At 69.8% G+C, this 26,454-nt stretch carries 23 protein-coding genes, 1 tRNA gene and 3 pseudogenes; 14 read left to right on the forward strand and 13 right to left on the reverse strand.

The genetic code is table 11. The features are described from left to right. Nucleotides 1-492: 492 nt before the first annotated feature. Entirely contained in the window at nucleotides 493-648 is a 156-nt protein-coding gene (locus EDD90_RS56220) for a hypothetical protein (RefSeq protein WP_185149727.1), read from the reverse strand. A gap of 402 nt (nucleotides 649-1,050) precedes the next feature. On the opposite strand from EDD90_RS56220, the pseudogene EDD90_RS53600 reads away from it, so the two are divergent. Then, nucleotides 1,051-1,540, forward strand: a pseudogene (locus EDD90_RS53600) (IS5 family transposase); the annotation flags it as partial. Between the two features lie 25 nt (nucleotides 1,541-1,565). Here the strand turns inward: EDD90_RS53600 and EDD90_RS53605 are convergent. The 3 genes and pseudogenes from EDD90_RS53605 to EDD90_RS53620 form a co-directional block, all read right to left on the reverse strand. Continuing rightward, nucleotides 1,566-2,282: pseudogene (locus EDD90_RS53605) on the reverse strand (IS630 family transposase); the annotation flags it as partial. Nucleotides 2,283-2,537: 255 nt separating this feature from the next. After that, a complete protein-coding gene (locus EDD90_RS53615; RefSeq protein ID WP_123982642.1) occupies nucleotides 2,538-4,064 on the reverse strand; it encodes an ISKra4 family transposase in 1,527 nt (508 codons plus the stop codon). 71 nt (nucleotides 4,065-4,135) lie between these two features. Next, nucleotides 4,136-4,678, reverse strand: coding sequence for a hypothetical protein (locus EDD90_RS53620; RefSeq protein ID WP_123982644.1), 543 nt, complete (start codon nucleotides 4,676-4,678; stop codon nucleotides 4,136-4,138). A gap of 227 nt (nucleotides 4,679-4,905) precedes the next feature. Between EDD90_RS53620 and EDD90_RS53625 the strand changes: the two genes are divergently transcribed. Beyond that, nucleotides 4,906-5,313 (forward strand): SgcJ/EcaC family oxidoreductase, encoded by a 408-nt coding sequence (locus EDD90_RS53625; RefSeq protein ID WP_079661452.1) that lies wholly within the window; start codon nucleotides 4,906-4,908, stop codon nucleotides 5,311-5,313. 68 nt (nucleotides 5,314-5,381) lie between these two features. Here EDD90_RS53625 and EDD90_RS53630 read toward each other — a convergent pair whose 3' ends face one another. Continuing rightward, nucleotides 5,382-6,344 (reverse strand): RNA polymerase subunit sigma-70, encoded by a 963-nt coding sequence (locus EDD90_RS53630; RefSeq protein WP_099936568.1) that lies wholly within the window; start codon nucleotides 6,342-6,344, stop codon nucleotides 5,382-5,384. A 531-nt stretch (nucleotides 6,345-6,875) separates the two neighbouring features. Between EDD90_RS53630 and EDD90_RS58330 the strand changes: the two genes are divergently transcribed. Continuing rightward, nucleotides 6,876-7,112: a hypothetical protein gene (locus EDD90_RS58330; RefSeq protein WP_260328846.1), complete on the forward strand. Its 237-nt coding sequence runs from the start codon at nucleotides 6,876-6,878 to the stop codon at nucleotides 7,110-7,112. A 141-nt stretch (nucleotides 7,113-7,253) separates the two neighbouring features. Further along, nucleotides 7,254-7,517, forward strand: a complete 264-nt coding sequence (locus tag EDD90_RS53640; protein WP_260328847.1) for a hypothetical protein — start codon at nucleotides 7,254-7,256, stop codon at nucleotides 7,515-7,517. Here EDD90_RS53640 and EDD90_RS53645 read toward each other — a convergent pair. The 3 genes from EDD90_RS53645 to EDD90_RS53655 all read right to left on the reverse strand — a co-directional run bounded on the left by EDD90_RS53645 (nucleotide 7,492) and on the right by EDD90_RS53655 (nucleotide 9,982). Next, nucleotides 7,492-8,118: a nucleotidyltransferase family protein gene (locus EDD90_RS53645; protein ID WP_123982648.1), complete on the reverse strand. Its 627-nt coding sequence runs from the start codon at nucleotides 8,116-8,118 to the stop codon at nucleotides 7,492-7,494. The two genes, EDD90_RS53640 and EDD90_RS53645, sit on opposite strands and share 26 nt — an antisense overlap. A gap of 341 nt (nucleotides 8,119-8,459) precedes the next feature. After that, nucleotides 8,460-9,248 carry an ABC transporter permease gene (locus EDD90_RS53650; RefSeq protein WP_123982650.1) on the reverse strand — a complete coding sequence of 263 codons (789 nt, stop codon included), beginning with the start codon at nucleotides 9,246-9,248 and terminating at the stop codon, nucleotides 8,460-8,462. Next, a complete protein-coding gene (locus EDD90_RS53655) occupies nucleotides 9,248-9,982 on the reverse strand; it encodes an ATP-binding cassette domain-containing protein (protein ID WP_123982847.1) in 735 nt (244 codons plus the stop codon). Before EDD90_RS53655 ends, EDD90_RS53650 begins: the two co-directional genes overlap by 1 nt. A gap of 126 nt (nucleotides 9,983-10,108) precedes the next feature. On the opposite strand from EDD90_RS53655, the gene EDD90_RS53660 reads away from it, so the two are divergent. The 5 genes from EDD90_RS53660 to EDD90_RS53680 all read left to right on the forward strand — a co-directional run bounded on the left by EDD90_RS53660 (nucleotide 10,109) and on the right by EDD90_RS53680 (nucleotide 13,164). Further along, the gene (locus EDD90_RS53660; protein WP_123982652.1) at nucleotides 10,109-11,116 is read left to right on the forward strand and encodes a sensor histidine kinase; all 1,008 of its coding nucleotides are present in this window, start codon (nucleotides 10,109-10,111) and stop codon (nucleotides 11,114-11,116) included. Between the two features lie 5 nt (nucleotides 11,117-11,121). Continuing rightward, nucleotides 11,122-11,778: a response regulator transcription factor gene (locus EDD90_RS53665; protein ID WP_123982654.1), complete on the forward strand. Its 657-nt coding sequence runs from the start codon at nucleotides 11,122-11,124 to the stop codon at nucleotides 11,776-11,778. Between the two features lie 172 nt (nucleotides 11,779-11,950). Next, entirely contained in the window at nucleotides 11,951-12,490 is a 540-nt protein-coding gene (locus EDD90_RS53670; RefSeq protein WP_185149728.1) for a winged helix-turn-helix domain-containing protein, read from the forward strand. 130 nt (nucleotides 12,491-12,620) lie between these two features. Continuing rightward, complete coding sequence (locus tag EDD90_RS53675) at nucleotides 12,621-13,112, forward strand: transposase (protein WP_311737290.1); 492 nt, start codon at nucleotides 12,621-12,623, stop codon at nucleotides 13,110-13,112. Next, nucleotides 13,090-13,164 (forward strand) — tRNA-Met (locus tag EDD90_RS53680). The genes EDD90_RS53675 and EDD90_RS53680 overlap by 23 nt, the downstream gene beginning before the upstream one ends. Nucleotides 13,165-13,419: 255 nt before the next feature. Here EDD90_RS53680 and EDD90_RS53685 read toward each other — a convergent pair. The 4 genes from EDD90_RS53685 to EDD90_RS58800 form a co-directional block, all read right to left on the reverse strand. Beyond that, complete coding sequence (locus EDD90_RS53685; RefSeq protein WP_123982656.1) at nucleotides 13,420-13,797, reverse strand: fic family toxin-antitoxin system, toxin component; 378 nt, start codon at nucleotides 13,795-13,797, stop codon at nucleotides 13,420-13,422. Beyond that, complete coding sequence (locus EDD90_RS53690; protein ID WP_123982658.1) at nucleotides 13,797-14,036, reverse strand: hypothetical protein; 240 nt, start codon at nucleotides 14,034-14,036, stop codon at nucleotides 13,797-13,799. Before EDD90_RS53690 ends, EDD90_RS53685 begins: the two co-directional genes overlap by 1 nt. A 402-nt stretch (nucleotides 14,037-14,438) precedes the next feature. Beyond that, a complete protein-coding gene (locus EDD90_RS58795; RefSeq protein ID WP_311737291.1) occupies nucleotides 14,439-14,576 on the reverse strand; it encodes a hypothetical protein in 138 nt (45 codons plus the stop codon). After that, nucleotides 14,573-14,833: a hypothetical protein gene (locus EDD90_RS58800; RefSeq protein WP_311737292.1), complete on the reverse strand. Its 261-nt coding sequence runs from the start codon at nucleotides 14,831-14,833 to the stop codon at nucleotides 14,573-14,575. The genes EDD90_RS58795 and EDD90_RS58800 overlap by 4 nt, the downstream gene beginning before the upstream one ends. Before the next feature lie 65 nt (nucleotides 14,834-14,898). On the opposite strand from EDD90_RS58800, the gene EDD90_RS53700 reads away from it, so the two are divergent. Then, on the forward strand, nucleotides 14,899-17,985 hold the full coding sequence (locus EDD90_RS53700) for a beta-N-acetylglucosaminidase domain-containing protein (protein WP_260328849.1): 3,087 nt from the start codon (nucleotides 14,899-14,901) through the stop codon (nucleotides 17,983-17,985). A 77-nt stretch (nucleotides 17,986-18,062) separates the two neighbouring features. Here EDD90_RS53700 and EDD90_RS53705 read toward each other — a convergent pair whose 3' ends face one another. After that, a complete protein-coding gene (locus EDD90_RS53705) occupies nucleotides 18,063-18,827 on the reverse strand; it encodes a sugar isomerase domain-containing protein (RefSeq protein WP_123982660.1) in 765 nt (254 codons plus the stop codon). A gap of 118 nt (nucleotides 18,828-18,945) precedes the next feature. On the opposite strand from EDD90_RS53705, the gene EDD90_RS53710 reads away from it, so the two are divergent. The 4 genes and pseudogenes from EDD90_RS53710 (at nucleotide 18,946) to EDD90_RS53725 (ending at nucleotide 26,445) form a co-directional block, all read left to right on the forward strand. Further along, on the forward strand, nucleotides 18,946-19,839 hold the full coding sequence (locus EDD90_RS53710) for a MurR/RpiR family transcriptional regulator (protein WP_123982662.1): 894 nt from the start codon (nucleotides 18,946-18,948) through the stop codon (nucleotides 19,837-19,839). A 114-nt stretch (nucleotides 19,840-19,953) separates the two neighbouring features. Beyond that, nucleotides 19,954-24,175: pseudogene (locus EDD90_RS53715) on the forward strand (NEW3 domain-containing protein). Beyond that, a complete protein-coding gene (locus EDD90_RS53720) occupies nucleotides 24,168-24,914 on the forward strand; it encodes a peptidyl-prolyl cis-trans isomerase (RefSeq protein WP_260328851.1) in 747 nt (248 codons plus the stop codon). Before EDD90_RS53715 ends, EDD90_RS53720 begins: the two are co-directional and overlap by 8 nt. 154 nt (nucleotides 24,915-25,068) lie before the next feature. Beyond that, the gene (locus tag EDD90_RS53725; RefSeq protein ID WP_123982664.1) at nucleotides 25,069-26,445 is read left to right on the forward strand and encodes an extracellular solute-binding protein; all 1,377 of its coding nucleotides are present in this window, start codon (nucleotides 25,069-25,071) and stop codon (nucleotides 26,443-26,445) included. Nucleotides 26,446-26,454 lie beyond the last annotated feature (9 nt).

Raw genomic sequence — 26,454 nt, forward strand, 5'->3', positions numbered from 1 at the left:
GAGCCCTTCCGGACGAGCAGGTCAGGGTTGGACAGCAATCACTCGGCCGCGAGCCGTGACGGCTCCACGACCCTCCTGGGAACAGCGCCGGTCCGGAGCACGTCCGTCCACTGGCAACTGCATGCCAGCCTGTTGCGCACAGAGCAAACCGGTCCGCTCCTTCGCAGATGGCACCGGGCAAGGTCATGTGCATCCCTTGCCTAGCCCTGTGCTAACGCATCACTGATCACGGTGACGGCCGGGTACGACCGCACACACAAAAACTAGACCCATGTGCAAATCAAAACAAACTGGACAATTTTCGGTGTTCTTGAGCGGCGCCCGGAGCCTCCTGCTTCCGTCGCTGATATCGACGCCGGGAGGAAATCCGGGGCACGGCATCGGCCCCCTACAGGGACGCGAGCACCCCGCCTCACGGATCAGGCGGTGGGCTCGGGGCGCTCCGGGGCGGGCTGCGCTCTCACCCGCGGGAACGTGTGCGGCGCCGACCGCCTACAGCGGGGCGGTCCACCCCGCCTCGGACCGTATCAGCCGGAACGAAAGGAGGGTGACGACGCCGAGCAGCAGTGCCGCGAGGAGCAGCGGGAGGGCGGTGTACCCGTGCAGGATGGCGAGGGAACCGAGCAGCGCACCGACGAAGATCACCACGGTGGACAGCAGCCGAGCATGGAGGGGAGCTCTCCAACCTCTCCAACGTGTAGATATGAGCGCAGCGATCGGTATTTGCGATTGACGCTGGGACAGTGATGCCGTCGGCGGCCGCCGGTGCGGGGCGGTCCCCGCCGAGACCACGTACAGATGACGCGAAGCGTCCTTGCCGTCGGTGCGGAACACGCACACACTCGGGCGGGCCGTCACCCGAAGCGGACAGAAGCGCCACGGCGCCCTGGCGCCACGCGCTTCGAAGCGTCGGCCCGCTTCCGCTCCGGCCCGGCTGTAGGCACCCTCGATCCGGTGGCCGGGGCGCGCGGAGCCAACTTACTGATCGTTTCAGAATGAGATGAGCTGCAGATCTTGCACTTGTTGATCTTGGTCGGCAAGGTGTTCCGGATGCGTGCTCATCTTGTTCCGGACGACCTGTGGCAACGCGCGTGGCCCCCCTACTGCCGCCAGCTCCTGGGTGTCGCCGTCGTTATCCCGGGCGACTGCGCGTTTCGGATCGTGCCGCCCTTGCAGGTGTCTTGTACGTGCTGCGAACTGGCGTCGCCTGGCGTGACGTTCCCGCTGAGACCGTGGGTTGTTCCGGGGTGACGGCCTGGCGTCGACTGCGGGATTGGACCGAAGCCGGCGTCTGGCCCTGCCTGCACGCCGCTTTGTTGAGCGAAGTGCGTCGTGCGGAACTCCTGGACCTGGACCGACTGCGCGACGGACGGGTCACACATCAGAGCCTTCGAAGGGGGATCATGTCAGCTCTTCACCGGTCGACCGTGCCCGTCCCGGCTCCCAGCACCACTTGATCGCCGACCGTCACGGAACTCCGCTCGCCGTCACGCTCACCGGCGGAAACCGCCACGACGTCACACAACTCCTGCCCCTGCTAGTGTGATGCGCCAGAAATCGCGGGCTTAAGTTTCTTGCTGGTTTTCGGTGGCTGGTGGAGTGACCTTGGTGAGGTAGTCGGCGAGGGATTTGAGGATCTCGTCGGCGGTCTTGGTCCAGGTGAAGGGCCGTGGGTTCTCGTTCCACGAGTTGATCCAGGCCTTGATGTCGTCTTCCAGCGCCTTCACGGAGGTATGGACGCCGCGGCGGATGAGCTCGTCGATGAGCAGGCCGAACCACCGCTCGACCTGGCTCATCCAGGAGGAGCCGGTGGGGGTGAAGTGGACGTGGAAGCGGGGGTGTTTGCCGAGCCAGGTCCTGATCTCGGCGGTGTTGTGGGTGGCGTAGTTGTCACAGACGAGGTGCACGTCGAGCCCGGCGGGCACCGCTTTGTCCATCCGGATCAGGAACTTCTTGAACTCGATCGCCCGGTGGCGGCGGTGCAGTGCCGATATGACAGTGCCGTCGGCAATGTTGAAGGCAGCGAACAGGCTGGTGATGCCGTGCCTCAAATAGTCGTGGGTGCGGCGTTCGGGCATGCCCGGCATCATCGGCAGCACCGGCTGGGACCGGTCCAGCGCCTGGATCTGGCTCTTCTCGTCCACGCAGAGCACGACCGCCTTCTCGGGCGGGTGGTGGTACAGGCCGACAACGTCGACGACCTTGGCGACGAACTGCGGATCGGTGGACAGCTTGAAGGCATCCTGCAGATGGGGCTTGAGGTCGAACCGCTTCCAGATCCGCCCGTCCTCATTTCCTTGTTCAGGGCAACCCTATTGGGTGCCTGTCCGGAAACCTCGTGGCCCCTCACCTCAAGATTCCTTACGTGGTCCCAACGACCGGCAGGGCCACGGCCACGGCCACCAGCCTGAGCTGCCACAAGAGGCTCGCGAAACTTGCCACGTGAGACGCCCTCTTAACCCCTAAATTCTCGTGAGGCGGTCATACGACCGCCGCTTTCCAGGATGGGTGCGGTTCGTTTCGAGTGACGGTCGCGATCAAGCGGTGAGGGCGTAGTTCTGCTGGTTGGGGTAAACACGTTCGTGCTCGCGGGCGGTATGGAAGCGCCAGTAGGGGTCGAGGTCTCCGTTGGAGACGATGGCACGCAGTTGCAGGACGGCTTCGGCTCCGGGCAGGCCCCAGCGGGCGCCGGTGATGTCGAGGCGGTCGGCGATCAAGTGGCGGCAGGCGCCCTCGACCGCGCCGGTGGCTATCGGCCACCCGCTCGCAAGTGCCGTGTCGTAGCGGAGCTGGTCGAGGTGGCCGGTCAGGTAGCGGTGGCAGGCATCGACGGCCTCGCGCCGGGCGGTCGGCAGTCGCTCCCGGGTGGCTTGTGCGGTCATGGCGTGGGCGGTGCGGGCGGCGTGGCCTGCGAGGATCGCGGTCAGATGGTCGGCTGCCCAGGCTTCGGCCTCGGTGGTGCCCGGTTTGTGGAAAGCGTGGGCCGCGGCCCAGACGTACTCGGCGACGTGCACGAAGTCCAGCAGCACGTGCACCGTGACGCCGCGTCGGTCGGTCTCGGCGGTGATCAGGTCGAGCTGGTGACGGGCACCGTCGACCAAGACGACCCACGGCCGCAGATGCCTCGGGTCGCGCGCCTCGGCCTGGTCGAAGGCATCGGCGATGACCTGCTCGGGCGGACGGACCAGGGAGGCGGTGCACCACTTGTTCTCCGCCCTCGGCCCCGGGCGAGCGGGACGTTCGCCGCTGCGCCCGCCGGGCGGGTGGATCACATCGTGCGGACGCCGGGGAGCCGGGCGGGTGTCGAAGACGCAGGCCACGATCGCCATCCGCTTGCGGTTCGGCTTCTCGCCCGGCGAGAGCCGGCCGCGATGACTGGTCGCGGCCTTCGCGGCGGCCCGGCGGGTGGCCTCGCGCAGAGCCTCGGGCCGCATGACCACGCCCTTGCCGTCCACTTGGACCACCAACGGCGTCTCGCGGCTGCACGGAACCGGAATCCTGGTCCGGTTGAAGTCGTCGACGTCGACCGCGGCGGCGACCACCAGCTCTTCCAGCCTGCGCTTGCCGAGCACTTTCCCACAGCGGCGCTCGACCGCATCGTGCGCCTGGTCGAACGAGCCGCGGACGGCCTCGGTGACCCCGAGCCGACGCAGGCCCATCGAATGCCGGCCAGCTGGCAGCGACAGCGCGACGTCGGCGGGATGGACAGTGCCCAGGCCCCGACCCCGGCGGGCGACTCGCGTGACCCGGACCAGTCCGAACACGCTGGCCAGCCAACGCGAGTGTCCTGTCTCCCGCCAGGGCCACACCTGCCCCTCCGGCCCGGTCACGGGCGGCCCGCCGCTGCCACGGACCTCTTCCTCCTCCAGCCTCGCGCGCAGGTCCAGATGGTCCTGCAGCAGCTGCCGCAACAGCTCCCGCCCGGCCACGTCGAGGCGTTCTTCCAGCTCGGCGTGGCTCCACGCGCTCGCATCGCTGCCCGACAAGGTGCACATCAGGGTCTCGAAGGCGCTGACCGAGCGCGCAAAGGGGTCAGCGGTGGCATGAGTGTCGTACGGTTTCATCCCCGGGGCTCTTCCCGTCCTGCTTCGATATGGGTCGCACCTTCGAATGTAGGCGCGGAAGAGCCCTGCTGTTAACGGAAGTTGGGCGAAGCAGCCATCCGGCGACGGGCCGGGGTGAACATCCCCGGGGTGTCCTCGTCCAGCCAGCCCCGCTCCACCAGCCGCTTCAACTTCGACCGCGTGCCCTCGATCTTCCCGGTCTCGGCTGGCAGGCCGATCCTCGGCACGATCTGCTTGGCGCGGACCGGCCCTGGCGCGTCTGCCACCACCTCCAGGATGTCCCGATATACGCGCGGCAGGACCTCCGAACCCATCCCGGGCTGCCAGTTCGGCACCGTCAGCACCCCGATGACCTGCCGCTCGGCCCCCGCATACGCCGACGCGAGCCGCTCACCCGCAGCCGGCCGTCCAGCATCGACGGCCGCCGCCGACTTCTCCGGGGTCATCTCCCCGAGCACTTCGGCGACCGTCTCCCGCGCGATCCGCAACCGCTCCAGGCTCTCCCGGGCAAGCTCCAGCTTCCCGGCCAGCTCCGCGACCTCGGCCACCAACTCCTCCACCCGCACCCGGGCAGCCACCTCGCGCGCTTCCAACTCCTCAAACAGCGAGCCCATCCGCCACCCTCCTCCACCACCACGGTAGAGAGGAGCAGCCCGGAACACAGCCCGTCCGCATCGTCCACGCCCTCCGGTCGGCTTCAAGGCCGACATGCCGACCGTGCAGAGGGGACTGCGCTCCGAAGAGAAGAACTTGAGGTTCGCGCGATGAGTTCCGAAAGGGACGCCGGTATGTACTCACGGGCCCCTTCGGTCCCGACCAAGTGCAATGACTGGAGAGAACGATGTCCGACAACCGCGCGAACGACACGGCCGCGATCACTGCCGTCCTTGAGAGCCTCTACAAGGCATGGGACGCCGGCGACGCCGACGCCTTCGTCGCCGACTACACGCAGGAGGCCACCGCGATCATGCCCGGCTCCTACCGCGCCTCCCGCGAAGAGGTTCGGCAGGGCATGGCGGCGGGGTTCGCCTCCTTCCTGAAGGGCACCACGACGACCAACCGGCAGCTGGGGATCCGGTTCCTGGGGCGCGACGGCGCGATCGTCGTGAGCGAAACCGGCATCCTCTTCCCCGGCGAATCCGAGGTTCCCGCCGACCGGATCGTGTACGCGACCTGGGTGTTGGAGAAGCGCGACGACGCCTGGCTGATCGCCGCCTACCACAACAGCCCTGTCAAGTCCGCTAGCTGATCCAGAGTCAGTCCTGCCCGGGTCCGCCCGCACCTGTCGGGCGGGCCCGCCCGACAGGTGCGGGCGGATCAGCCGTCGACCTTCTGCGCCAAGCCGAAGGCGGCGAACACGTCGGCGTCCTGGAAGACCGAGACACGGCTGACGCCGCCAGCCGTGACCGTGAACACCTGCAGGGTGTGCAGCTCGAACACGCCGGCGTCCCCGCCCCGATAGGCGGCGAAGCCGGCCTGCCCGTTGGCCCGCACCGGCAGCAACCGCCAGGCCTTGCCGGCCTTGGCGAACACCCAGCCCATGAAGCTCGCGTAGTTCTCCCGACCGGTGAACCAGTTGACCATGGGCGGCATCTCCATGAGGACGTCCTCGGTCACCACCTGCAGCAACCCTTGGATGTCCGCCCGGACGAAGGCCGCCATGTACCGGTCCACCCACGACCGTTGCTCTGCGTCGGAAGGCTCAGCGACCTGCTCCTGCAGCACTCCCGCGGCCCGGATCCGGGCGCGAGCCCGCTGCAGCGAGCTGTTCACGGCCGCGACCGAGGTCTCCAGGATGTCCGCTGCCTCCGCCGCCGGGTAGTCGAGCACGTCGCGCAGGATCAGGACGGCGCGCTCTCTCGGTGACAGCAATTGCAGTGCTGCGACGAAGGCCAGCCGCAGGCTGCCCCTGTCGATCGCCGCGGTGGCCGGGGCGCCCAGGCCAAGCAGGCTATCCGGGAGCGGCTGCAACCAGGTTGCCTCCCCGCCGTGGACGAGCGGGCGCAGCGGTTCGCTCTCGGTGACCAGACCCGAGGGCATGGGGCGGCGGCCGAGCCCGTCCAGCGCGGTTAGACACGCATTCGTGGCGATCCGGTACAGCCAGGTCCGCAGGGAGGCACGCGACGAGTCGTAACGGTCCCGCGCGCGCCACGCCCGCAGACACGTCTCCTGCACGAGTTCCTCGGCGTCGTGGACCGAGCCGAGCATCCGGTAGCAGTGCGCCAGCAGCTCCGGCCGGTGCCGCTGCACCAAGGTCTCGAAGTCCCCCGTCGACGTCATCCCCGCGCTGCCGCCCTTCCGGTCTGCTCATCCGCCCCTACGGTAGCCGCCTCACGGGGCCGGTTGCAGCCGTTCCGCGGCGGGCAAGGTGCTCTCGCCGCGTCCTGCGCGGAGCAGGCGGGTACGTGAGGAACCGAGCGCTTCCACGCCGCCCACGAGCACCCGCGCCTCTACCCACCCCGACCAGCAGGATCACGACCTCACCGCTTGATCGCGAGCTTCACTCGAAACGAACCGCACCCTTCCAGGATCGTCCGTTCCCTGGCACCGGGGGATGGCCCGGTGAACAGCGAAGTGGGCAGGTCCAGATGCGGAAGCTGCATCTTTCATACTGGGGCCCGAACGAGCACACTGGCGTGCGACACGTTGGCTGGTCCTGCTCTGGAGTCCCGTTTGTTCGCGTTGAGCGCCGTCGTTACATCGCTTCTGCTGCTGGAAGTCGTGCCATCTGCGCTTGCGGCCCTGACCAGGTTTGGACCCGGCGTGGAGCGCCTGGACAAACTGACCCGGCTCGGCCTCCGGGAGGGGAAGGTGGCTTGGTTGGTGCCCGCCGCCGGTGTCCTGCACACCCTGGCCACCGTGGCCCTGCTGGTTGGCATCTGGCACCCGGCATGGGGGCTCGTCGGCGCGGCGGCCGAGGCAATGTTCTTCGGCTGGGTCCTGACCCGCCAACTGCGCTTCGGCGACCGCGGCAAGGCTCTCTTCGCCTACAGCCTGTTCGCGTCCTGGTCAGTCCTGGTGCTGCTGGTAGCCGCGGTCCGGCTGTGACACTCGTGCCGTTCCACGAGGCATGACCGCGTCGCCGGACTGCTGCTGATCCTCTACGCACAGAAGATCTCCACCATCAGCCAGCTCACCGTCGACGACGTCAATATCACCGGCGAGACCGCCGCGATCACCTTCGGGACCTTGCCGGCCGTCCTCCCCCTGCCGCTGGCCACCCTGGTCCGCAAACTCCTCGTGAACCGACGAGGCAAGGCCAAGATCGGCACCCCGGATGACGGCCCCTGGCTCTTGCCCGGAGGCCAGCCAGGTCGCCCGCTCAGCGACAGCCAGATCGGCCTGTGGTTCCACAAGATCGGCATTCGCCCCCAACAGGCCCGCTCCACTGCCCTGTTCACCCTCGTCACAGAACTCCCCGCCGACGTCAGTGGCCGGACGAGTTCGACGTGACACTTATGGAAGGCCAGTCCAGGACAGTCAGTTCGGGCCATTGCTCTCGCCACCGCGCTGCCTTCGTCTCATAGACCGCCCGAGGGGCAAGCACCGGGTTTGGCCGAACGACGAGGTTGAACACGTCCGACAGGCCGTGCGGTGCATACACGCGCCACTGACCATCCGCCTCCACTCGCACTCCGAGACAGCACGTCGTGGCGGCGAAACTGTCGATCGCCGCCTCGGTGGAGTCATACGGCGGACACGCCACCCCGAACTTTTCCTCGTACCAGAGGTGGACCCGTGCCTCGTTACGGATCTCGACCTCTACAGGCAGGTCGGCGAAAACCTCTCGCCCGGCCTTGATCACCGCGTCTTCGGCTTCCCAGGACAGATCACCGGCGTCGAAGTAGAAGACGTCGTAGTCCTTGATGCCATTGGTCGGCGGGCTGTCCGTGACGACGTTCCACACAGTCTGGAACAGACAGCCGGCCGTCACATACCACCCGGGGAGATCCAACGTCGCAGCCTGCGCCAACACCTCCGTCAACATGCCGTTACGGGACAGAACTGCACGAAGGGACTCGAGTTGCTGATCGAGAGGGAGTCGGCTGATCATCAGCCCTGCCTACCACAGCTCGTGCGCCGGAGGGGCCAGAGCTGCCTCAAGCACCCTCGCATCCGGGAGGTATTCCGGGAGTTCCCATACCCGACTCCACCATTACTGACTTCGGCGTTTCGGGGTCTGGATGTGTGTCGGGTGTAGGTTCGCATTTCGCGTGTCCCTTTCTCGTTGACGATGGCCTTTGTCCGGCCCAAGGGACAGGGCGATGAGACGCACTCTGTTTTGATCGTTTACGTGTCGGGGTGCTGCTCTGCGCTGCCGCCACGCTCTGGAACCCGCTGGGTGGTGGTCTGCCGTGGGGGTCGGAAGCGTCTGCCGCCGGTCGGGCGGAGTGTCTATGCGGCGTCGCGAGTGAAACGCCAGGCTCCGCAGGTGAGGGCGAGTGCGAGGTAGAGGGCGAGGTCGAAGAGGGCGAAGGAGAGGGAGGGGGTGCGTTCCGGGTGGAGGGGGTGTGGGTGGAGCTGGCCGAGGGTGTCCGCGGCGTTGCTCAGCATGAGCTTGCTGGGCAGGGCGGACCAGCCTTCGACGGCTTTGGCTGCGCCGTAGCCGAGATAGACCAGGGCGAATAGCGCGGCGATGGCTCCGGCGGTGTGTCGGATCACGGCCCCGAGGCCGTAGCCCACGACGGTGACGACGAACAGGTAGAGCCCGGCACAGGACACGGCTCGAAGTACGCCTGGAGTGCCCAGGCCGACGTCGAGGTGCTGCTTGGCCAGGACGGCCTGTCCGATGAAGAAGCTGGTGAACGCGGTCAGTTCGCCCAGTAGCAGGGCGAATCCGCCGATGACGAGGGTCTTGGCGGTGTAGGAGAGCGTACGCCGGGGTGTCGCGGTCAGCGTCGAGCGGATCAGTCCGGTGGTGTACTCGCTGCTGATGCCCAGCACGCCGAGGACTCCGAAGGCGAGGACGGCGAAGGCGAAGCCGGAGAGTGAGTCGCCCACCGGGTCGAACTGGGCCCGGTCGGCCGTCGTCATGTGCGGCCAGGCGTTGGCGGTGTGGGCGACGTCCATGAGGCTCAGCGCCAGGCCGAATGCCACGGCGATGAGGGTGGTGATCCAGGTCGAGCGGAGGGAGCGCAGCTTGATGACCTCGCAGGCCATGGCGCCTGTCAGTGCGGTGGGCATCAGTGTCCCGTCCCTTCGGTCCGGTATTCCACGGCTGATTCGGTGAGGTTGAGGTAGGCGTCTTCCAGTGAGGCTCCGGCGGGAATGAAGTCGGTGATCGGGACATCGGCGAGCAGACGTCCTCGTCCGATGACGAGAAGGTGGTCGACAGTGAGTGCCATCTCGCTCATCAGGTGGCTGGAGACCAGGACGGTGCGTCCTTCGCCGGCCAGCGACCGCATGAGGCTCCGGATCCACCTGATGCCCTCCGGGTCCAGGCCGTTGGCGGGTTCGTCGAAGATGAGCACGGGCGGGTCGCCGAGCAGGGCGGCGGCGATGCCCAGGCGCTGCTTCATGCCGAGCGAGTAGGTGCCAATCCTGCGTTGGGCGACGTCGGCGAGGCCGGTGAGGGCGAGTACCTCCTCGATTCGGCTGCGCCGGATGTGGTTGGTGGCCGCGAGCGCGGCGAGATGTGCCCGCGCCGTACGGCCCGGGTGGACGGCCCCGGCGTCAAGGAGCGCGCCGACGCGGCGCAGCGGCTGTTCGGCCTGGCGGTAGGGCACGCCGTCCACCAGGGCGCGGCCGGCGTCCGGGGTGTCCAGGCCGAGGACGGCCCGGATGGTGGTCGACTTCCCCGCACCGTTGGGACCGAGGTAGCCGGTCACGCGGGCGGGCTGGACCTCGAAGGTGAGGTCGTCGACGGCGACCTTACGGCCGAAGCGTTTGGTGAGGTGTTCGCATCGAATCACGTCCATGACGATGCCGGGACGGGCAGGACGCTTCATCTGCCCGCGGGCAGGTCTTTTCGGGCCCGGGTCTGCCGTACGGCATAGGGCTCGCGGACGATGTGGGCATGACCGGCAGGCGCATAGGCTCAGGTCGTGGAACGGAAGACACATGCGGCCCCGGAGTCGTTCCGGCCCTATTGGCCGGAGGCTTTTGTCGTCCTGTCGTTGGCGGTGTGCGGCCTGGCGCCGTGGCATCCGCAGGCGATCTTCTGGGGTGGGTTGCCGCTCGCCTTCGCGCTCTTCTGCGTCACGTCCCTGCGCCCGGCCCGAACCGCGGGAATCGCCCTGGCCGCGGCCCTGGCGATGGCGGTATCCACCGGCCTGCCCAGGTTCGAACACACCGGGGCCGTGGTGCCCTTCGCTCTGCTTTTCGCCGTCGCCTGGGCGGTGGGCTTCGCGGTCGGGCAGCGGCGCCGGTATCTGCACACGCTGGTGCGTCAGGAACGCGACCGCGCCGATCGCGAGGCGGCTGCGGAACGGCTGCGGATCGCCCGCGAGTTGCACGACAGTATCGCCCACTCCATGAGCGTGATCTCCGTCCAGGCATGCTTTGGCCGTCTGGTGCTCGACGACCGTCCCCAGGACGCGCGCAGCGCGCTGGAGGCGATCGAGACCACCGGCCGGGAGACCCTCGTCGAGCTGCGCCGCATGCTCGGCGTGCTGCACGACGACACCCACGACGCGGGCCTGGCCCCCACCCCAAAACTCGCGGACCTGAACCGTCTCACCGAACGGACCCGGCGCCCCGGCCTGCGGATCGACCTCGCCATCACGGGGCACGTCAGGCCCCTGCCCCCAGGGCTGGAGGCAGCCGCGTACCGGATCGTCCAGGAAGCGCTGACCAACGTGGTCAAGCACGCCGACGCGAGCAACGCGCACGTCACCGTCGCGTACGGACCCGGCGAGCTGACCCTCACGGTGACCGACGACGGCAGCATCCGGCCGGCCCCGGGCCGAACCGGGCGCGGGCTGCCCGGGATGCGTGAGCGCCTCGCCCTCTACGGCGGCATCCTGCAGGCGGGGCCGGCCGCGACCGGCGGGTTCCGGGTGCGGGCCAGCATCCCCGTGGACGGGCCGCAGCCCAGTGCTGCGGCGCGGTAGCGGCCGTGACCATCCGGGTCCTGGTCGCCGACGACCAGCAGCTGGTCCGCATCGGCCTGGCCGGAATCGTGGGCACCGCCCCGGACCTCAAGGCGATCGGCAGCGTCGCAACGGGCCGGGACGCCGTCGCAGCCGCCGCAGAACACCGGCCCGACGTCGTCCTGATGGACGTGCGGATGCCCGAGATGGACGGCATCGAAGCCACCCGCCGTATCACCGCCGCCGGCCACGCTCGTGTCCTGGTGCTCACCACCTTCGACCTGGACGAGTACGTCTTCGGTGCACTGCGCGCCGGGGCCAGCGGCTTCCTCCTGAAGGACGCTCCGCACCTCGACCTGTTGTCCGCCGTCCGCACCGTCGCCCAAGGCGAGGCGCTGCTCGCGCCACGCGTCACGAAACGGCTCATCGCGGCGTACGTCAACAGGTCGGCACAGCCATCGCAGGGTCAGGAACGGCCGCGGCTGCCCCAGGCCGTCACCACCCGTGAACGCGAAGTGCTCCTGCTCGTCGCCGAAGGGCTCACCAACGCCGAGATCGCCGAACGGCTGTACATCGGAGCGGGCACGGTGAAGACCCACGTCGCCCGACTGCTGACCAAACTCGATGCCCGCGACCGCGTCCAACTCGTCATCCACGCCTACCGCAGCGGCCTCACTGGCTAGTCCGCCCAGCCCACGACCGCCCCGAAAGGCCAAGCTGGTGAGACACGACGCCGTGGCCCACAAATGAGACAAACCGCAAGTATCCAGGTCGCCACAGCGGAGCGGGACATTCCAATTGAGGGCCCACATCGGGACTGGTGACGCGGTCCGTCCGGGCTGGTACGCCGAAGGCATGCGGTGTCCGGACGGGGGCGGGCTGACCGCCGAGCAGCGCAGGCGCCGCGAAGAGGTACGGATGCGGGCCGCCCGCCTCTTCGAGAAGGACGTGGAAGTCCCGTGCATCGCCTGGGAGTTACGGGTGAGCGAGAAGTCGGTCTGCCAGTGGCGCCGTACCTGGAGGACGGGCGGACGCGATGCGCTGCGTTCCGGAGGTCCCTCCGGCTACGACTGCCGGCTCGGCCCCCACCTGCAGGTCAAGCTCGCGACATGGCTCGACGAGGGGCCGGCCGCGCACGGCTGGGTGGACGACCAGGTGTGGACCGCAGCAAGGGTAGGCACGCTGATCGGGCGGAAGTTCCACATCTCCTACAGCGTCTCCGGGGTTACCCGGCTGCTGCACCGGATGGGCTGCAGCGTGCAGATGCCCGCCCGGCCCGCCACCGAACGCGACGAGGATGCGATCACTGCCTGGCGGGAGGCGACCTGGCAGGAGGTAAAACCCTCCGGGCGGCGACCGGCGCGTTCGTCTGCTTCGAGGACGAAGCGGGCGTGACCGGCCGTCCGCCCAAGGGCCGCACCTGGGGCCGACGCGGCATCACCCCGAGAGTCAAGGTCTCCGGCTCAGTCAGGGACGGCTCTCGGTGGCCGGGCTGCTGTGCTTTCGGCCGGGCCAGCCCGCCCGTTTGTGCTATCGGCTGCGTCGGCATACCGGCCGCAAGGGCGAGCGTCGCTCACTGGGCGAGCCGGACTACGTCCGCCTGCTGGATGGCGCCCACCAACTGCTGAAGACCCTGCTGATCGTGGTGTGGGACCGGCTGAGCACCCACATCTCCAAGACGATGAAGGCACTCGTTGCGGAGCGGGACTGGCTGACAGTGCTCCTGCTGCCCGGGTATGCGCCCGACCTCAACCCGGTGGAGGACCTGTGGGCGCACATCAAGCGGAGCCTGGCCAACCTGGCTGCCCGCACCCTGGACGAGTTGGAGGCTGTGCTCCGCAGGCGGCTGAAGGCGCTGCAGTACCGGCATGGCGTCCTCGGCGGATTCCTCGCTGGGACGGGGCTCGCTCTCGATAGACCGGACGGACCCCAATACGCCGAAGTCAGTAAATCCCTGTCGGCACCACGCGGATGCCGTACAGTAGAGACACCGACGCGGGGTGGAGCAGCTCGGTAGCTCGCTGGGCTCATAACCCAGAGGTCGCGTGGTTCAAATCCCGCCCCCGCTACGACCATCCGGCCCCTCCGCGTTCCTGCGGAGGGGCCGGAGCCGTTCAGTAGCAGTTGCCGGGGCGCGCACCGCCACATTCGCCTCCGACGCCCGTCCTCACTGGTCGGTGAGGAGGCCGTGCCTGTACGACACGTTCCCGGCGAGCGGGCGCACCAGGTGCCGCATCGCAGGCTTCGCCGGGTACCGGAGCCGGCGCCGCACGCGCGGCGCCACACGATTTCGGGCCGACCAACTGCCCGGGCTCCGCCGGGGGTTACGTGGCCTGCGGCCATCCGCGCAGTTGGGTGGCGATCCTCGCAGTCGTACAGGCGGGATCCCTTAGGAGGTCCCGTAGGGCGACGGCGTCCTCCCGGGCGGGCTTGACCGGGATCCCTGCGGCCTCCAGGTACATGACGCCCGTCGCCGCGGCCACCGCCATGTTGGAGCGCTCCAGCCATCGGCAGCGGCCGAGGATGTGCACCAGGGCAGCGGCCCGGGCGTAGGGGCCGGCGTAGACGGGCTGGTCCAGCAATTCGGCCCGGTGAGCGGCGACCGCGGCCACCGGCACTCCGTAGTCGTCAGGGGCTGGATCCCCGGCTCCCGCGATCTCCGCGACCTGCAGGATCCAGGGAACGTCGATGCACAGGTCCATTACGCGGCGTGCGCTCCGGGGGCGTGGTGGTCGATGTCTTCGGCTTCGTCGAAGACATCCTGGTGCTCGGCGAGGAATCGCTCCGCAGCGGTCAGGCCCCGCTGCCGCAACCCTTCCGTGTCTTCCTGCACCAGGACAGCAATGTAGTCGCCGAGGCTCAGACCACGGTCCCTGGCCCGGGCTTCCGCCAGTTGCTTGATCTCGCGGTCGACGCGCGCACCCAGCTGTGTCTTCGCCATATCCCCGACGATAACAGCTGTTACCACCAGGAGGGGGCGTCCTGGAGGAGTTTCACCGCCTCAATCCCGCCGGCAGGCGCGTGCGCCACGGGTCGCAAGGGTGCGGGGGTGGTCGGCCCCTGCGCCCAGCACCTGGGGGGACTCCGCAGCCAGTAGCCGTGCACACGCCTCTGCCGCCCCCCGCCGCGGTGAGCCGCTCGGCGGACACTTGGCAAGGGCCCGCTCCAGGATGTCCCTCAGCCGCTCCGGTATGCGGTCCAGGTCTGGCTCGCTCGAGACAACGCGGTACGCGACGGCCTCCGGAGCGCCGCCGCCGAACAGGAGGCGGCCGGTTGCGGCGTACGCCAGGAGCGCTCCCCACGTGAACAGGTCGCTCTCGGGTCGCGCCACGCCGCCGCGATGCTACTCGGGGCTGAGCCAGCCCGGCGCGCCGGTCAGTATGCCGGTCCGGGTCACGCCGATGCCGTCGGTGACGTGCGCGATGCCGAAGTCCAGGACGCGAGGCCCGGCCGGGGTCAGCAGCACGTTGTGCGGCTTCACGTCACGGTGCACCACCCCGGCCGCATGAATCGCCGCGAGGGCCTGGCGGTGCCGGTGGCGAAGGCATACAACGCGCCGCCCGCGAGCGGCCCGTGGGCAGCCAGGTGCTGGGCCAGGGTCGGCCCCGGCACGTAAGGGATCGCCAGCCGGGGAGCGTCAGCGTCGGGGTCGGCTCCCAGGAGCGGCAGCAGGCACGGGCCCTGCACCCGGGCCGAGATCCGCACCTCCCGGCGGAACCCGGCGCGGAACTCCGTCACAGCAACCACCGTTGCGGTACTGACCCCTCCTTGAATGAACCATTCAACGTACTTAACATATCCAGGTGGCTTCATCCATCGTTCTCAGATGTACGGCCGCCCTGTTGCTGGCCGTCGGACTCACGGCTCCGGCGGTACCGGCCGCGGCCGAACCGCGTCAGCCCGCTCCCCAGGTGTGGCCGACCCCGCAGAGCACGCACACAGGACAGGGCACGCTCCCCGTCCCCGACCAGCTCGTCGAGGTCGTCGGCCCCGGCACCGACCCGTCGGCCCGGAAGGTCGTCGAGACGGCGCTCAAGGCCGCCGGCGCCGAGCGGATCACCGTGGTCGACGCCGGTGACCGCCTGCCCGCCGCCGCTCTGACCGTCTACGTCGGCGGTCCGGGCGAGAACAGCGCCACGGCCGGGGCACTGAAGCGGCTCAGGGCCGGCTCCCCCGCCGGTCTCGCCTCCGGCGGCTACGTCCTCGCCTCCGGCCGCAGCCAGGGCCGGGCCGTCCTCGCCCTCTCCGGTGTCGACACCACCGGCACCTTCTACGCGGCCCAGACCCTGCGCCAACTCCTCGACGGCAGGCACGCGTTGCCGGTCACCACCATCCGGGACTGGCCGAGCGCCGCCCTGCGCGGGGTCATCGAGGGCTTCTACGGCGTCCCCTGGACGCACACCGAGCGGCTCAATCAGCTCGACTTCTACGGCCGCACGAAGCAGAACGTGTACGTCTACTCCCCCAAGGACGACGACTACCTGCGGGCCCGCTGGCGGGACGAGTACCCGCCGGCCGCACTGGCGCAGTTGAAGGAACTGGTCGACCGGGCCGGTGCGAACCACGTCCGGTTCACCTACGCGCTCTCCCCCGGTCTGTCGGTCTGCTACTCCTCCGACGCCGACGTCAGGGCGCTGACCGCGAAGTTCGACTCGCTCTACGCGATCGGCGTGCGCTCCTTCGCGATCCCGCTGGACGACATCAGCTACACGAGGTGGAACTGTGCCGAGGACGAGCAGGAGTTCGGGACGGGCGGCGGTGCGGCCGGTGCCGCGCAGGCGCATCTGCTGAACACCGTCTGGAAGGCGTTCTCCGCCGGCCACACCGGGCTCCAGCCTCTGGAGATGGTCCCCACCGAGTACTCCGACCTCGCGGACTCCCCGTACAAGAGGGCCCTGGGGGAACAGCTCGACCCATCCGTGGTCGTGGAGTGGACCGGCGTCGGCGTCATCGCGCCCACCATCACCACCGACCAGGTGAAGCAGGCCCGAGAGGTCTACGGCCACCCGGTCCTGATCTGGGACAACTATCCGGTCAACGACTACGTGACCAGCCGGCTCCTGCTCGGGCCCTACACGGGCAGGGAGACAGGCGTCGCCACGGAGGCGACCGGCGTGACCGCCAACCCCATGGTCCAGGGCGAGGCCAGCAGGCTGGCCCTGTTCACCTCGGCCGACTACCTGTGGAACCCGTCCGCCTACGACGCGCGCCAGGCCTTCCTCGCGTCCGTCCGCGACCTCGGCGGGCCGCGGGCCGCCAAGTGGCTCCAGATCTTCGTCGAGAACAACTTCTCCTCCCAGCTCGACGCGACCGAGTCCCCGACGCTCACCAGGCTGATCGCCGCCTTCCGCAAGGCGTACGAGCAGGACAGTGGTCTCGGCCGGGCCGCGGCCACGCTCAAGGGGTACTTCGCCGACATGGCCGCCACACCCGCCCGGTTGCGGGCCCGCCTCGACAACGCCGAGTTCCTGGACGAGACGTCAGCCTGGCTGGACAAGCTCGGCGGCTACGGCAGCGCGGGCAGGACGGCCGTGGAACTGCTGTTGGCGAACAAGGCGGGGGACACGGACGCGGTGTCGAAGTACTGGACCCGACTGCGGGCGGAACGCAAGGAGTTGGACGCCGTCCCGCAGCAGGTCTCGCCGGGCGTGATGGACCAGTTCCTCTACACGACGATGCTGGAGACCGCGCCCGACCCGGGAGTCGACGTCTCCTTCTCCCCGTCGTCGCTGTCGCTGGAGCCCGGCGCCTCGCGGACCGTGACTCTCGAACTCTCCGGCAAACGGTCCACCGAGGAGAAGACCGTCGGCTGGAAGCTCGACGTGCCCGACGGCGTCACCGCGTCTCCCGCCGAAGGGACCGTGACCGTCCCGGCCGGGGGCGGCGCTTCGGCGACGGTCACCCTGACCGGCGATACGGAGGGCGGGCACGCGGTGGTCGCCGAAGGCACCGGCGTCCTCTCCCGGGCGCTCCCCGTCCAGGTCACGGACGGCTCGGGGCACTTCCGTGCCCTGACCGCCGACTTCAGCGGCGCGTCGGTGAGTTCGATCGATCTCGCCACCGGGACCACGACGGACATCGCGGTCGGGAACAACCCCGGCGAGGTCGTGGTGAGCGCCGACGGCCGGACCGCGTACGCGGCCGACCAGGGCTCCGACACGGTCAGCGTGATCGACGTGGCGAAGGGCACGGTCGACGCCACGGTCGCCGTCGGCAAGGTCCCCGCCGGCCTCGCGCTCACCCCGGACGGCAAGACGCTCTGGGTGGCCGACTACGCCGACGGCGCGGTGCAGCCGATCGACACGGGCACCCTGAGGACGGGCCTGCCGATCCCCGTCGGCTCCGGCCCGGAGAACATGACGGTCACCCCCGACGGCCGGACCCTCTACGTGGCGAACATCCACGACAACACGGTCACCCCCGTCGACCTGACAACGCAGAAAGCAGGCACGGCGATCCCCGTGGGCCCGAGCCCCTTCAACGTGGTCGCCGCACCCGACGGCAGAACGGTGTACGTCTCCGACTCCGGCGGCTCGACGGTCACCCCGATCGACACCGCGACGAACGAGACCGAACCGACCATCCTGGTCTCCGGCCAGGCCTACGGCCTCGCCCTCTCGCCGGACGGCCGCACGCTCTGGGTCAGTCCGAGCAACGGTGACTACGTCACTCCGGTGGACACGGTGACCGGCGTCCCAGGCACCAGGATCACGGTAGGCGCGTCGGCCTTCGACGTGGCCCTGGACTGGAACGGCACCACGGCCTACGTCACCACAGCAGACGGAAACGGACTGGTGCCGGTCGACACAGCGACCGGCACCGCAGGTTCACCGCTGACGACAGGCGCATATCCACTGGCCGTTGCGCTGACTCCGGTGCCCGTGGGGTGACGACCGGGTGACCCGCCCAGGGGCGCGGGGAACTGCGCGTCCAGCCGTCACCGGCCCGCAGCTTCCCCGCGCAACCCCTAACTGGCGGTACGCCGGATCCGCCCCGCGTACTTCTTCTCCAGCTCCAGATTCCGCTCGAAGCCACCGGGCACGTTCGCCGACACGTAGACCGGCGGCACCTCCCCCGCGGCGAGCAACAACCCCGAAGCCTCGGCGACAGCCATCTGCACCAATGCCACCCCGGTCAACGTGGACAGTGCGGACACCGCACCGCCGCCCGGCAGCGCGAGCAACGCGTCCCCCACGGGCGCCGCGTTGTCCAACACCACGTCGGCCAGGTCAACCAGTTTCTTCCCGCTCGCATGCCCCGCAGGAACGGCGCGGGTGTGGGTGAGCGACGTGATCGCCAGGATCTTGTGCCCCTGCTCCTTCACATGGAGCGCCATCTCCACGATGACGCTGTTCACCCCGGAGTTGGAGATGATCACGAAGAGATCCTCGGCATGCGGCGCGGCCAGGTCGTAAAGCCGCGCGGCGATGCCCGGCTCACGCTCCAGCAGCGGATCGTCCAGCACTCTGGGATCGTGGCCGCCGAAGAGAACGAGGTCGGCCATCTGGAGCCGGTTCGTCGGCACCAGTCCACCCGCGCGGCCGGATACTTCGAGAACCATTGCCTGGGAGTGCCCGGTACCGAACGCCTGGACCACACCGTCGCCGCGGACACAGTCGACGATCAGCTCGGCGGCTCGGCGCACATCGTCGCGCGCGGACTCGGTGACGTGACGGAGGACGGCCAGGCTCTGCTCGGCGAAGCCCTGGGCGCTGACTGGGTCGACGGACACGCTTCACTCCTTCTGATGGATTGAACCACCATATAACCATCACTGAGTGAATCGATAAACCATATGACGGTCCTGGTATTCATTCAAGGCGCAGAAGGGTGACTGGTACCTTCTCTGCATGCCTGCGACGGACGTCACCACACTGATCCGCACCGAGCTGCCCCGGCTGGCCGGTTCCCTGCGGAAGGTCGGCGAGCTGATCCTGGAGGATCCGGCCGCCGCCACCCACTGCTCAGCCGCTGAGCTGGGCCGCCGTACCGGTACGTCCCAGGCCACGGTGACGCGGTTCTGCCGGGCCATCGGACTCGACTCCTACCAGCACCTGCTGATCGAACTGGCCCAGGAGCGCGGGCGCAGCGAGGTCTCCGACTGGGGCAGCGCCGAGATCGGCCCGGACATCTCCCCGGACGACGACCTGGAGCGGGTCGTGCAGGTCGTCGGCACCGCCGACCTGCGCGCGGTGCAACAGACCATCGACCGGATCGACCTGGACGCCATGGAGCGCGCCGCCCAGGCGATGGCCCGGGCCCGCCGGATCGACGTGTACGGCGTCGGCGGCAGCGGCGCGGTGGCCCAGGAGACCGAGATCCGGCTGTTCCGGATCGGCTGCTCGGTGCGCGGCTGGTCCGAGGTGCACGGCGCCGCCACCTCCGCCGCCCTGCTCACCCCGGCCGACCTGGCCATCGGCATCTCGCACTCAGGAGCCACCCAGGAGACCATCGAGCCGCTGGAGCTGGCCAGGGAACGCGGTGCGACCACCGTGGCGATCACCTCCGACCCGCGCTCGCCGCTTGCCCGCGCCGCCGACATCCGGCTCATCTCGGCCTCCCCCACGGAGACCGGATTCCCCGGGCGCACCGGCAGCATCGGCGGCAGGCACTCCGTGCTGGTCCTCATCGACTGCCTCTACGTGCGGGTCGCGCAGCTCACCTACCAGCGCTCCAGCGCCTCCCTGGCGCTGACCGACCACATCACCCCGCAGCACGCGCGCAAGAGCCGCCGGGGCCGGTGACCGCAGGCGATCAAGGCTTGGCATGCATGGATGAACCACCCGAGATACTCGAAGGTGGTTGTTTGAATCATCCGGCCGGTGCAGGATGGGGCTCTTCCACTCACTAGGAGACCCATGCGCGTCACCTCCGTCGAGTCGACCGAGCTGTTCGTCGGCAGCCCCGAGGCCCCGCACCAGGTGGTGGCCGCCGAGGTCGAGCACATACCGGGCCGCACGGTCCGGCTGACCGTCGAAGGGGCCGTGAGCGGTGTCGGGGAGACGGTCGTGACCGTCGGCGAGGACGGCACCGTACGCGCCGAGATCCCCGTGACGGGCGAGAGCGGCCCGATGGCGGTCATCGCCACCGACGGGGACGAAGTATCGCGTCTCAGCGGCGAGTTCACTGTCGCCGAGCCGGGCTGGACCATGTTCATGGTCAGTCACTTCCACTACGACCCCGTCTGGTGGAACACCCAGGCCGCCTACACCGAGACCTGGGACGTCGCCGACGACACGGCCGTCACCGGACTGGCCGCCCGCACCTTCGACTCGCGCGGCCAGTCCGGGATGAGCCTGGTGCGCGCCCACTGCGACCTCGCGCGGCGCGATCCGGCGTACACCTTCGTCCTGGCGGAGGTCGACTACCTCAAGCCGTACTGGGACGCCTTCCCGGAGGAGCGCGCCTTCCTGCGCCAGCTGATCCGCAGCGGCCGGGTCGAGATCATGGGCGGCACCTACAACGAGCCGAACACCAACCTCACCGGCGCCGAGGCCACCGTACGCAACGCCCTGTACGGCGACGGATACCAGCGGGCGATCCTCGGGGCGTCCCCGGAGACGGCCTGGCAGCTCGACGCCTTCGGGCACGACCCGCAGTTCCCCGGGCTGATGGCGGACGCCGGGGTCAGCTCCAGCTCGTGGGCGCGCGGGCCCTTCCACCAGTGGGGGCCGACGCTGTCCGTGTTCGGTGAGGAGCCGCGGGATCCGAAGCGGATGCAGTTCCCGGCGGAGTTCGACTGGATCGCCCCCTCGGGGCGCGGGATCCTCACCGCGTACATGGTCAACCACTACGGCGCGGGCTGGCGGATCGACAACGCGCCGACGCTGCCGGAGGCGGAGGCGGAGGCCCTCAAGCTGTTCACGGGGCTCAAGCAGGTCGCTCTCACCCGCAACGTGCTGCTGCCGGTCGGCGGGGACTACGCGCCGCCGTGCCGCTGGGTCATGGCCATCCACCGCGACTGGAACGCCCGTTACGTCTGGCCGCGCTTCGTCAGCGGCATCCCCCGCGACTTCTTCGCCGCCGTGCGTGCCGAGTTGGCGGCCGAGGGACGCAAGGCCGCGCCGCAGACCCGGGACATGAACCCGGTCTACACCGGCAAGGACGTCTCCTACATCGACACCAAGCAGGCCCAGCGGTACGGCGAGACGCTCCTCGCCGACGCCGAGGCCTGGGCGACCCTCGCCTCCCTGGTCACCGGGCACGCCTACCCGGACGCGGCCCTCGACAAGGCCTGGCGGCAGCTGGTCTACGGCGCTCACCACGACGCCATCACCGGCTCCGAGTCCGACCAGGTCTACATCGACCTGCTCACCGGCTGGCGGGAGCTGGCCGACCTCGCCGAGGCCGTGCACGCCGACGCCACGAAGGCGCTCGCCGACAGCGTGGCGCCCGGCACCGGACCGGACCTCGTCGTCTTCAACTCCGCCACCTGGCAGCGCCGGGACGTACTCACCGTCGACGACCCGGGCCTCGTCCCCGTCGGCGACGACTCCCGGCCGCTGCCGGCCGTACGCGAGAAGGACGGCAGACTCAGGGTCGTCGTACCCGAGGTCCCGGGCGTCGGCCTGAAGACCCTGCCGCTGCACACGGGCCGCGTCCCCGGATGGATCCCCGGCGAGGGCACGACCATCCGCAACGAGTTCTACGAGGTGACGGTCGACCCGGCCCGCGGCGGCGCCGTCAGCAGCCTCAGGGCGCTGGCCGAGGGCGGCCGCGAACTGCTGCGCCCCGGCGACATCGGCAACGAACTCGTCGTCCAGGAGGAATACCCCCGCCACCCGCGCTTCGGCGAGGGCCCCTGGCACCTCACCCCGACCGGCACGACCGCCGCTCGCAGCGGTGACGTCACCGCCGACATCGATGTCGAGCACTCCCCCGCCGGCTCCCGTATCACCGTCCGGGCCGACCTCGGCCTCTTCGCGTACACACAGCGGCTGACACTGTGGACGGGCGTCGACCGGCTCGACGTCACCACCACGATCGACAGCTACGACGGCGCGGACCGCCTCATCCGGGTGCGCTGGCCCTCGGACGTGCGGGGCGGACTGCCCGTGCACGAGGTCGCGGACGCGGTGATCGGGCGCGGGTTCGGTTTCGTGGAGGTGGACAGCGAGCGTTTCCCGTGGACGCTGGACAACCCCGCCAACACCTGGTTCGGCCTCGGGTCCACGGCCCGGATCGCGGTCCACGACGACACCGGGACGCTGCTGGGCCACCGGTCCGTCGGGGTCGCGGAGCTGGTGTACGCCGACTGGGACGAGGCCGGTGAGCTGGGCGCCCCGCTCGCGGCGGCCCTGGTCCGCACCGGGGTCACCGCCACCTCGACCATCGCGGGCGGCCCCCGCTATGGCGACCTGGAGGTCGACTCCAACCTGCCCGACCTTCGGATCGCCGTGGGCGGACCGGAACGCAACGCGCTGGTCGCCGAGGCGCTCGCCATGGACCCGGCGGCCGGCCGCGAGCTGCGCCGACAGCTCGCCGAGCGGGGCACGGCCTCCGTCTGGGTCGCGCCCCGCGCCTCCCTGCGCGAGGAGTGGGTGCCCGGCGCGGACCTCCGGGACCTGGAGCGGCTGCCGCTGCTCGTGATCGCGGGCCCGGACGCCGCGGGCGACGCCAAGGCAGTTGACACACTCGTCGCCGACCTCGCCGACTTCACCGTGTCGGCCACCGCGGCGGGCGGCGGTGAGGCACTGCCGCCCGGTGACGCCTGGGACGGGCGCGGATTCGCCGTTCTGAACCGGGGCACACCCGGCTGCGTGGTGACCGCCTCCGGCGACCTCTACATGTCCCTGATGCGGTCCTGCACCGGCTGGCCCTCCGGCATCTGGGTCGACCCGCCCCGGCGCACCGCGCCCGACGGCTCGGCGTTCCAGCTCCAGCGCTGGTCACACACCTTCGAGTACGCGGTCGTCGCGGGCGAGGGCGACTGGCGGGCGCTGGAGCTGCCCGCCCGCGGGCACGCGTACAACCATCCGCTGACGGGACGCGTTCGGGGCGAGAGCGGGAGTCCCTCGCTGCCCCGCACGGCCTGCCTGCTGTCCGTGGAGCCCGCCCGCGAGGTCATCCTCGACGCGCTGAAGCCGGTGGGCTCGCCGCTGGCCCGGGGCGGTACGGGCCCGGTGGATCCGGGGCGCGGGGTCGTGGTGCGGGTGCACGAGGCGAACGGACAGCCGGTGCGGGCGCGAGTGCGCGGGCCCGTCGGGTGGGCCGGCGGCGCGCGAGCGGACGTACTGGAGAGGGCGGGAGATCCGCTGGCTCCGGAGGGCGAGGGCTCGCTGGCGGTGGACCTCGGCGGCTTCGAGGTGGCCACGGTGCTGGCGACGCCGGTCACCGCCGCCGGGTGCTCGGGTCCCGGTGTCGCGGCGCACGAGCCCGGCCAGCCGGTCAGCACCCGGTACTGGCTGCACAACTCGGGTCCGGCGCCGCGCGGCAACATGCCGGTCGCGCTGTACGTGTCGCCCACGTCCCTGACCGCGGCCGGTCCCGTCACGGCGACGGTCCGGGTGAGCTCCGAGCTCACGGACGCGCCGGTGTCCGGCACGGTGTCCTTCGAGGTGCCGGACGGCTGGACGGCGGAGCCCGCGTCGTTGCCGTACGCGCTGGGCCCCGGCGGGTTCACGCTGGCCGAGGTCACGGTGACGCCGGCGCCGGACGCCGGGCCCGGCCGCCACTGGCTCGCCGCGCGGCTGTCGTACGGCGGTCAGACGTACGAGGACGTGGTGGGCCTGGACGTGCCCGGCGGGCCGCCCGCGGGCTCCGGCCTGGTGTGCGCGCTGGGCACCGAGCGGATCACCGTACGACGGGGGGAACGGGCCCGCGCCCCGGTCGCCCTGCGCAACACCACCCGGGGCCCGGTCACCGGCCAGCTCTGGGCCGTCTCCCCGTGGGGCACCTGGCCTGGGGTCGTTCCGGGCCTCCAGGGCTTCACGGTGCCCCCCGGGGGAACAGGTGGAGGCCGTGATCGAGGTGGACGGCTCGGCCGTACCGCCCGGCTCGTACTGGCTGCTGGCGAAAGCCGCGTGGCACGGCTGCGTGGCGTACACGGAGGCCGTGGTGCTGAAGGTGACGGATGCGTGAGGAGGTGATCCCGGGAGAGGAGGTGATTCCGGGAGAGGAGGTGATTCCGGGAGAGGAGGTGGGCCCCGGCGGAGCACGGCACCGTCACGCCCGCGCCCGTCCCCCGGCCACTGGCTCCCATGCCGCGTTCATCGGTCCCGACGCCGTCCCCAGAGCCCGGGTGGACGCCCTGCTCGCCGCCGTTCCCGCTCGTGACCCCGGGGCCTCTCGGCCCGAGTCGCTCGCGCGGGCGGAGCGGCAGCGGCGGCGCTGGGCGACACAAGTGGTCGTCGCCGACGAACTCGCGCGGCGGGAGTGCGCCGCGCGAGGGCTGGACGTGCCGCCCGAAGCGTCCGCGGAGCGGCTGCTCGCCGTCGCCGGGAGCGATGTCGCCGACCTGGGGAGCGTCGTCGCCGCGGCGCTGGCCCACTCGGCGGCCGCGCGGGTCCTGCTGGACGCCCTGGAGGCCGGGCAGGTGGTACCCGAGGCCGACGTGCGGGACTACTACGGGCGCAACCGGGACCGCTTCCTCACCCCGGACGCGCTCAGACGCGGGGTCGACCCCTTCGGGGTGACCGCGCCCGACGACATCCTCCCCTACGAGATCATCCGCGAGGACGTGGTGCGAGAGCTGCGCCGCGCGGCGGGCCGGCGGGCCTTCTTCGGCTGGCTCGACCTGGCCCGTGGCTCGGTCGTGTACGCGCACGGTCACGAACACCCGGGCGATCCCCGCCATGTGGATCACGAACACCGTCACTGACGCACCTCCGACAGCTGTACGGAATCCAAACGCAACACGGCCAGGCATTGACCTCCGATGACTTCTGGTCCACATTTTCATCAATCGGAATCCAAGTTGGTGATTTGAACCAGCTACATTTCCTGACTCGCCCGGTCGCAGGAGGGCCCATCACATGCGCGCAAGAAGACTGACCCGCACCTTGACCTGTATCGCCGCGCTGACGCTGGCAACCGCCGGCTGCGGTCTGTCCGGTGGCGGCTCCGGCGACGGGGACGCCACCGCGGGCGGTTGCAAGGTCGACAAGGGCAACGTCGGCTCGGGGAAGCTGACCGGGGACGTCAAGGGCACGATCACCTTCCAGACCACGAACCTGAAGAAAGACTTCGGCGGCTTCTTCAACGGAGTGATCGCGGACTTCCAGAAGGCCCACCCCGGCACCAAGGTCAAGTGGATCGACGACCCCGGCGACAACACCTTCACCAGCCGGACCGTCGCCGACGCCCAGGCCTGCACGATGGCCGACGTCATCAACGTGAACGCACCGACGGCGACGGCCCTCACCAAAGCCGGCTACCTGCTCGACATCGGCACCAAGGACCCGGCCGCGTCCAAGCCCTTCGTCCCGTCCTTCTGGAAGACCGCCACCTTCGCGGACGCCTCGGGCAGGTCGATCCACACCACGCTGCCCTGGTACACCGGCGGTGTCCTGCTGACGTACAACAAGGACCTGCTGGAGAGGGCCGGCGTCGACCCGGCCAAGGCGCCGACGACCGTCTTCGGGCTCTTCGCCGACTACGAGAAGATCGCCAAGGCCTCCGACGGCAAGTACTTCGCGACGATGGCCAACCCGGTCTGGCGCATCCCCGCCGACTTCGACCAGATGGGCATCAAGGTCCTCTCCAGCGACGGCAAGTCCGCCGTCTTCGCCGACGACCCGCGCACCACCCAGTGGGTGGAGTGGATGGCGAAGCTGTACAAGGAGGGCGCGATGCCGAAGGACTCGCTGTCCTCCAGCAACGACCCGTCCACCCTCTACAGCCAGGGCAAGGTGGCCTACGGTTCGACGAACCCGAGCTTCGTGCGGTTCGTGAAGCAGAACAGCCCGTCGGTCTATGCCAAGACGGCCGTCGGCCAGCAGCCCTACGACGCCCTCGGCGTCGCCTCCGCCGGCGCCCCGCAGTACATCTCGGTCGCCGCGACCAGCAAGCACGCCCCGGTGGCCCTCGCGTTCGCGGAGTTCCTCACCAACGCCGAGAACCAGACGGCCTGGTGCAAGGACCCCGACGTGGTCATCTTCCCGACCACCACGAAGTCGCTGGACGACCCGTTCTTCCAGAACGTCACCGGCACCGACCCGTTCTCCCAGGCCCGCAAGCTGGTCGCCGACCAGCTCAAGACGGCCTCCACCAACCAGACCAACCTCTCCCCGGCCGTGCAGAACGCCATCGTGGCCCAGGTGCAGCTGGCCATGCAGGGCAAGAAGAGCGCGGCGGACGCCGTCAAGGACGCCCAGGAGAAGTCGAACGAGCTGCTGAAGCAGGGCAGCTGACAGTGACGG

Origin of the sequence: Streptomyces sp. Ag109_O5-1, from assembly GCF_003814875.1 — a bacterium.
In the GTDB taxonomy this organism is placed as follows: Bacteria; Actinomycetota; Actinomycetes; order Streptomycetales; family Streptomycetaceae; genus Streptomyces; species Streptomyces sasae.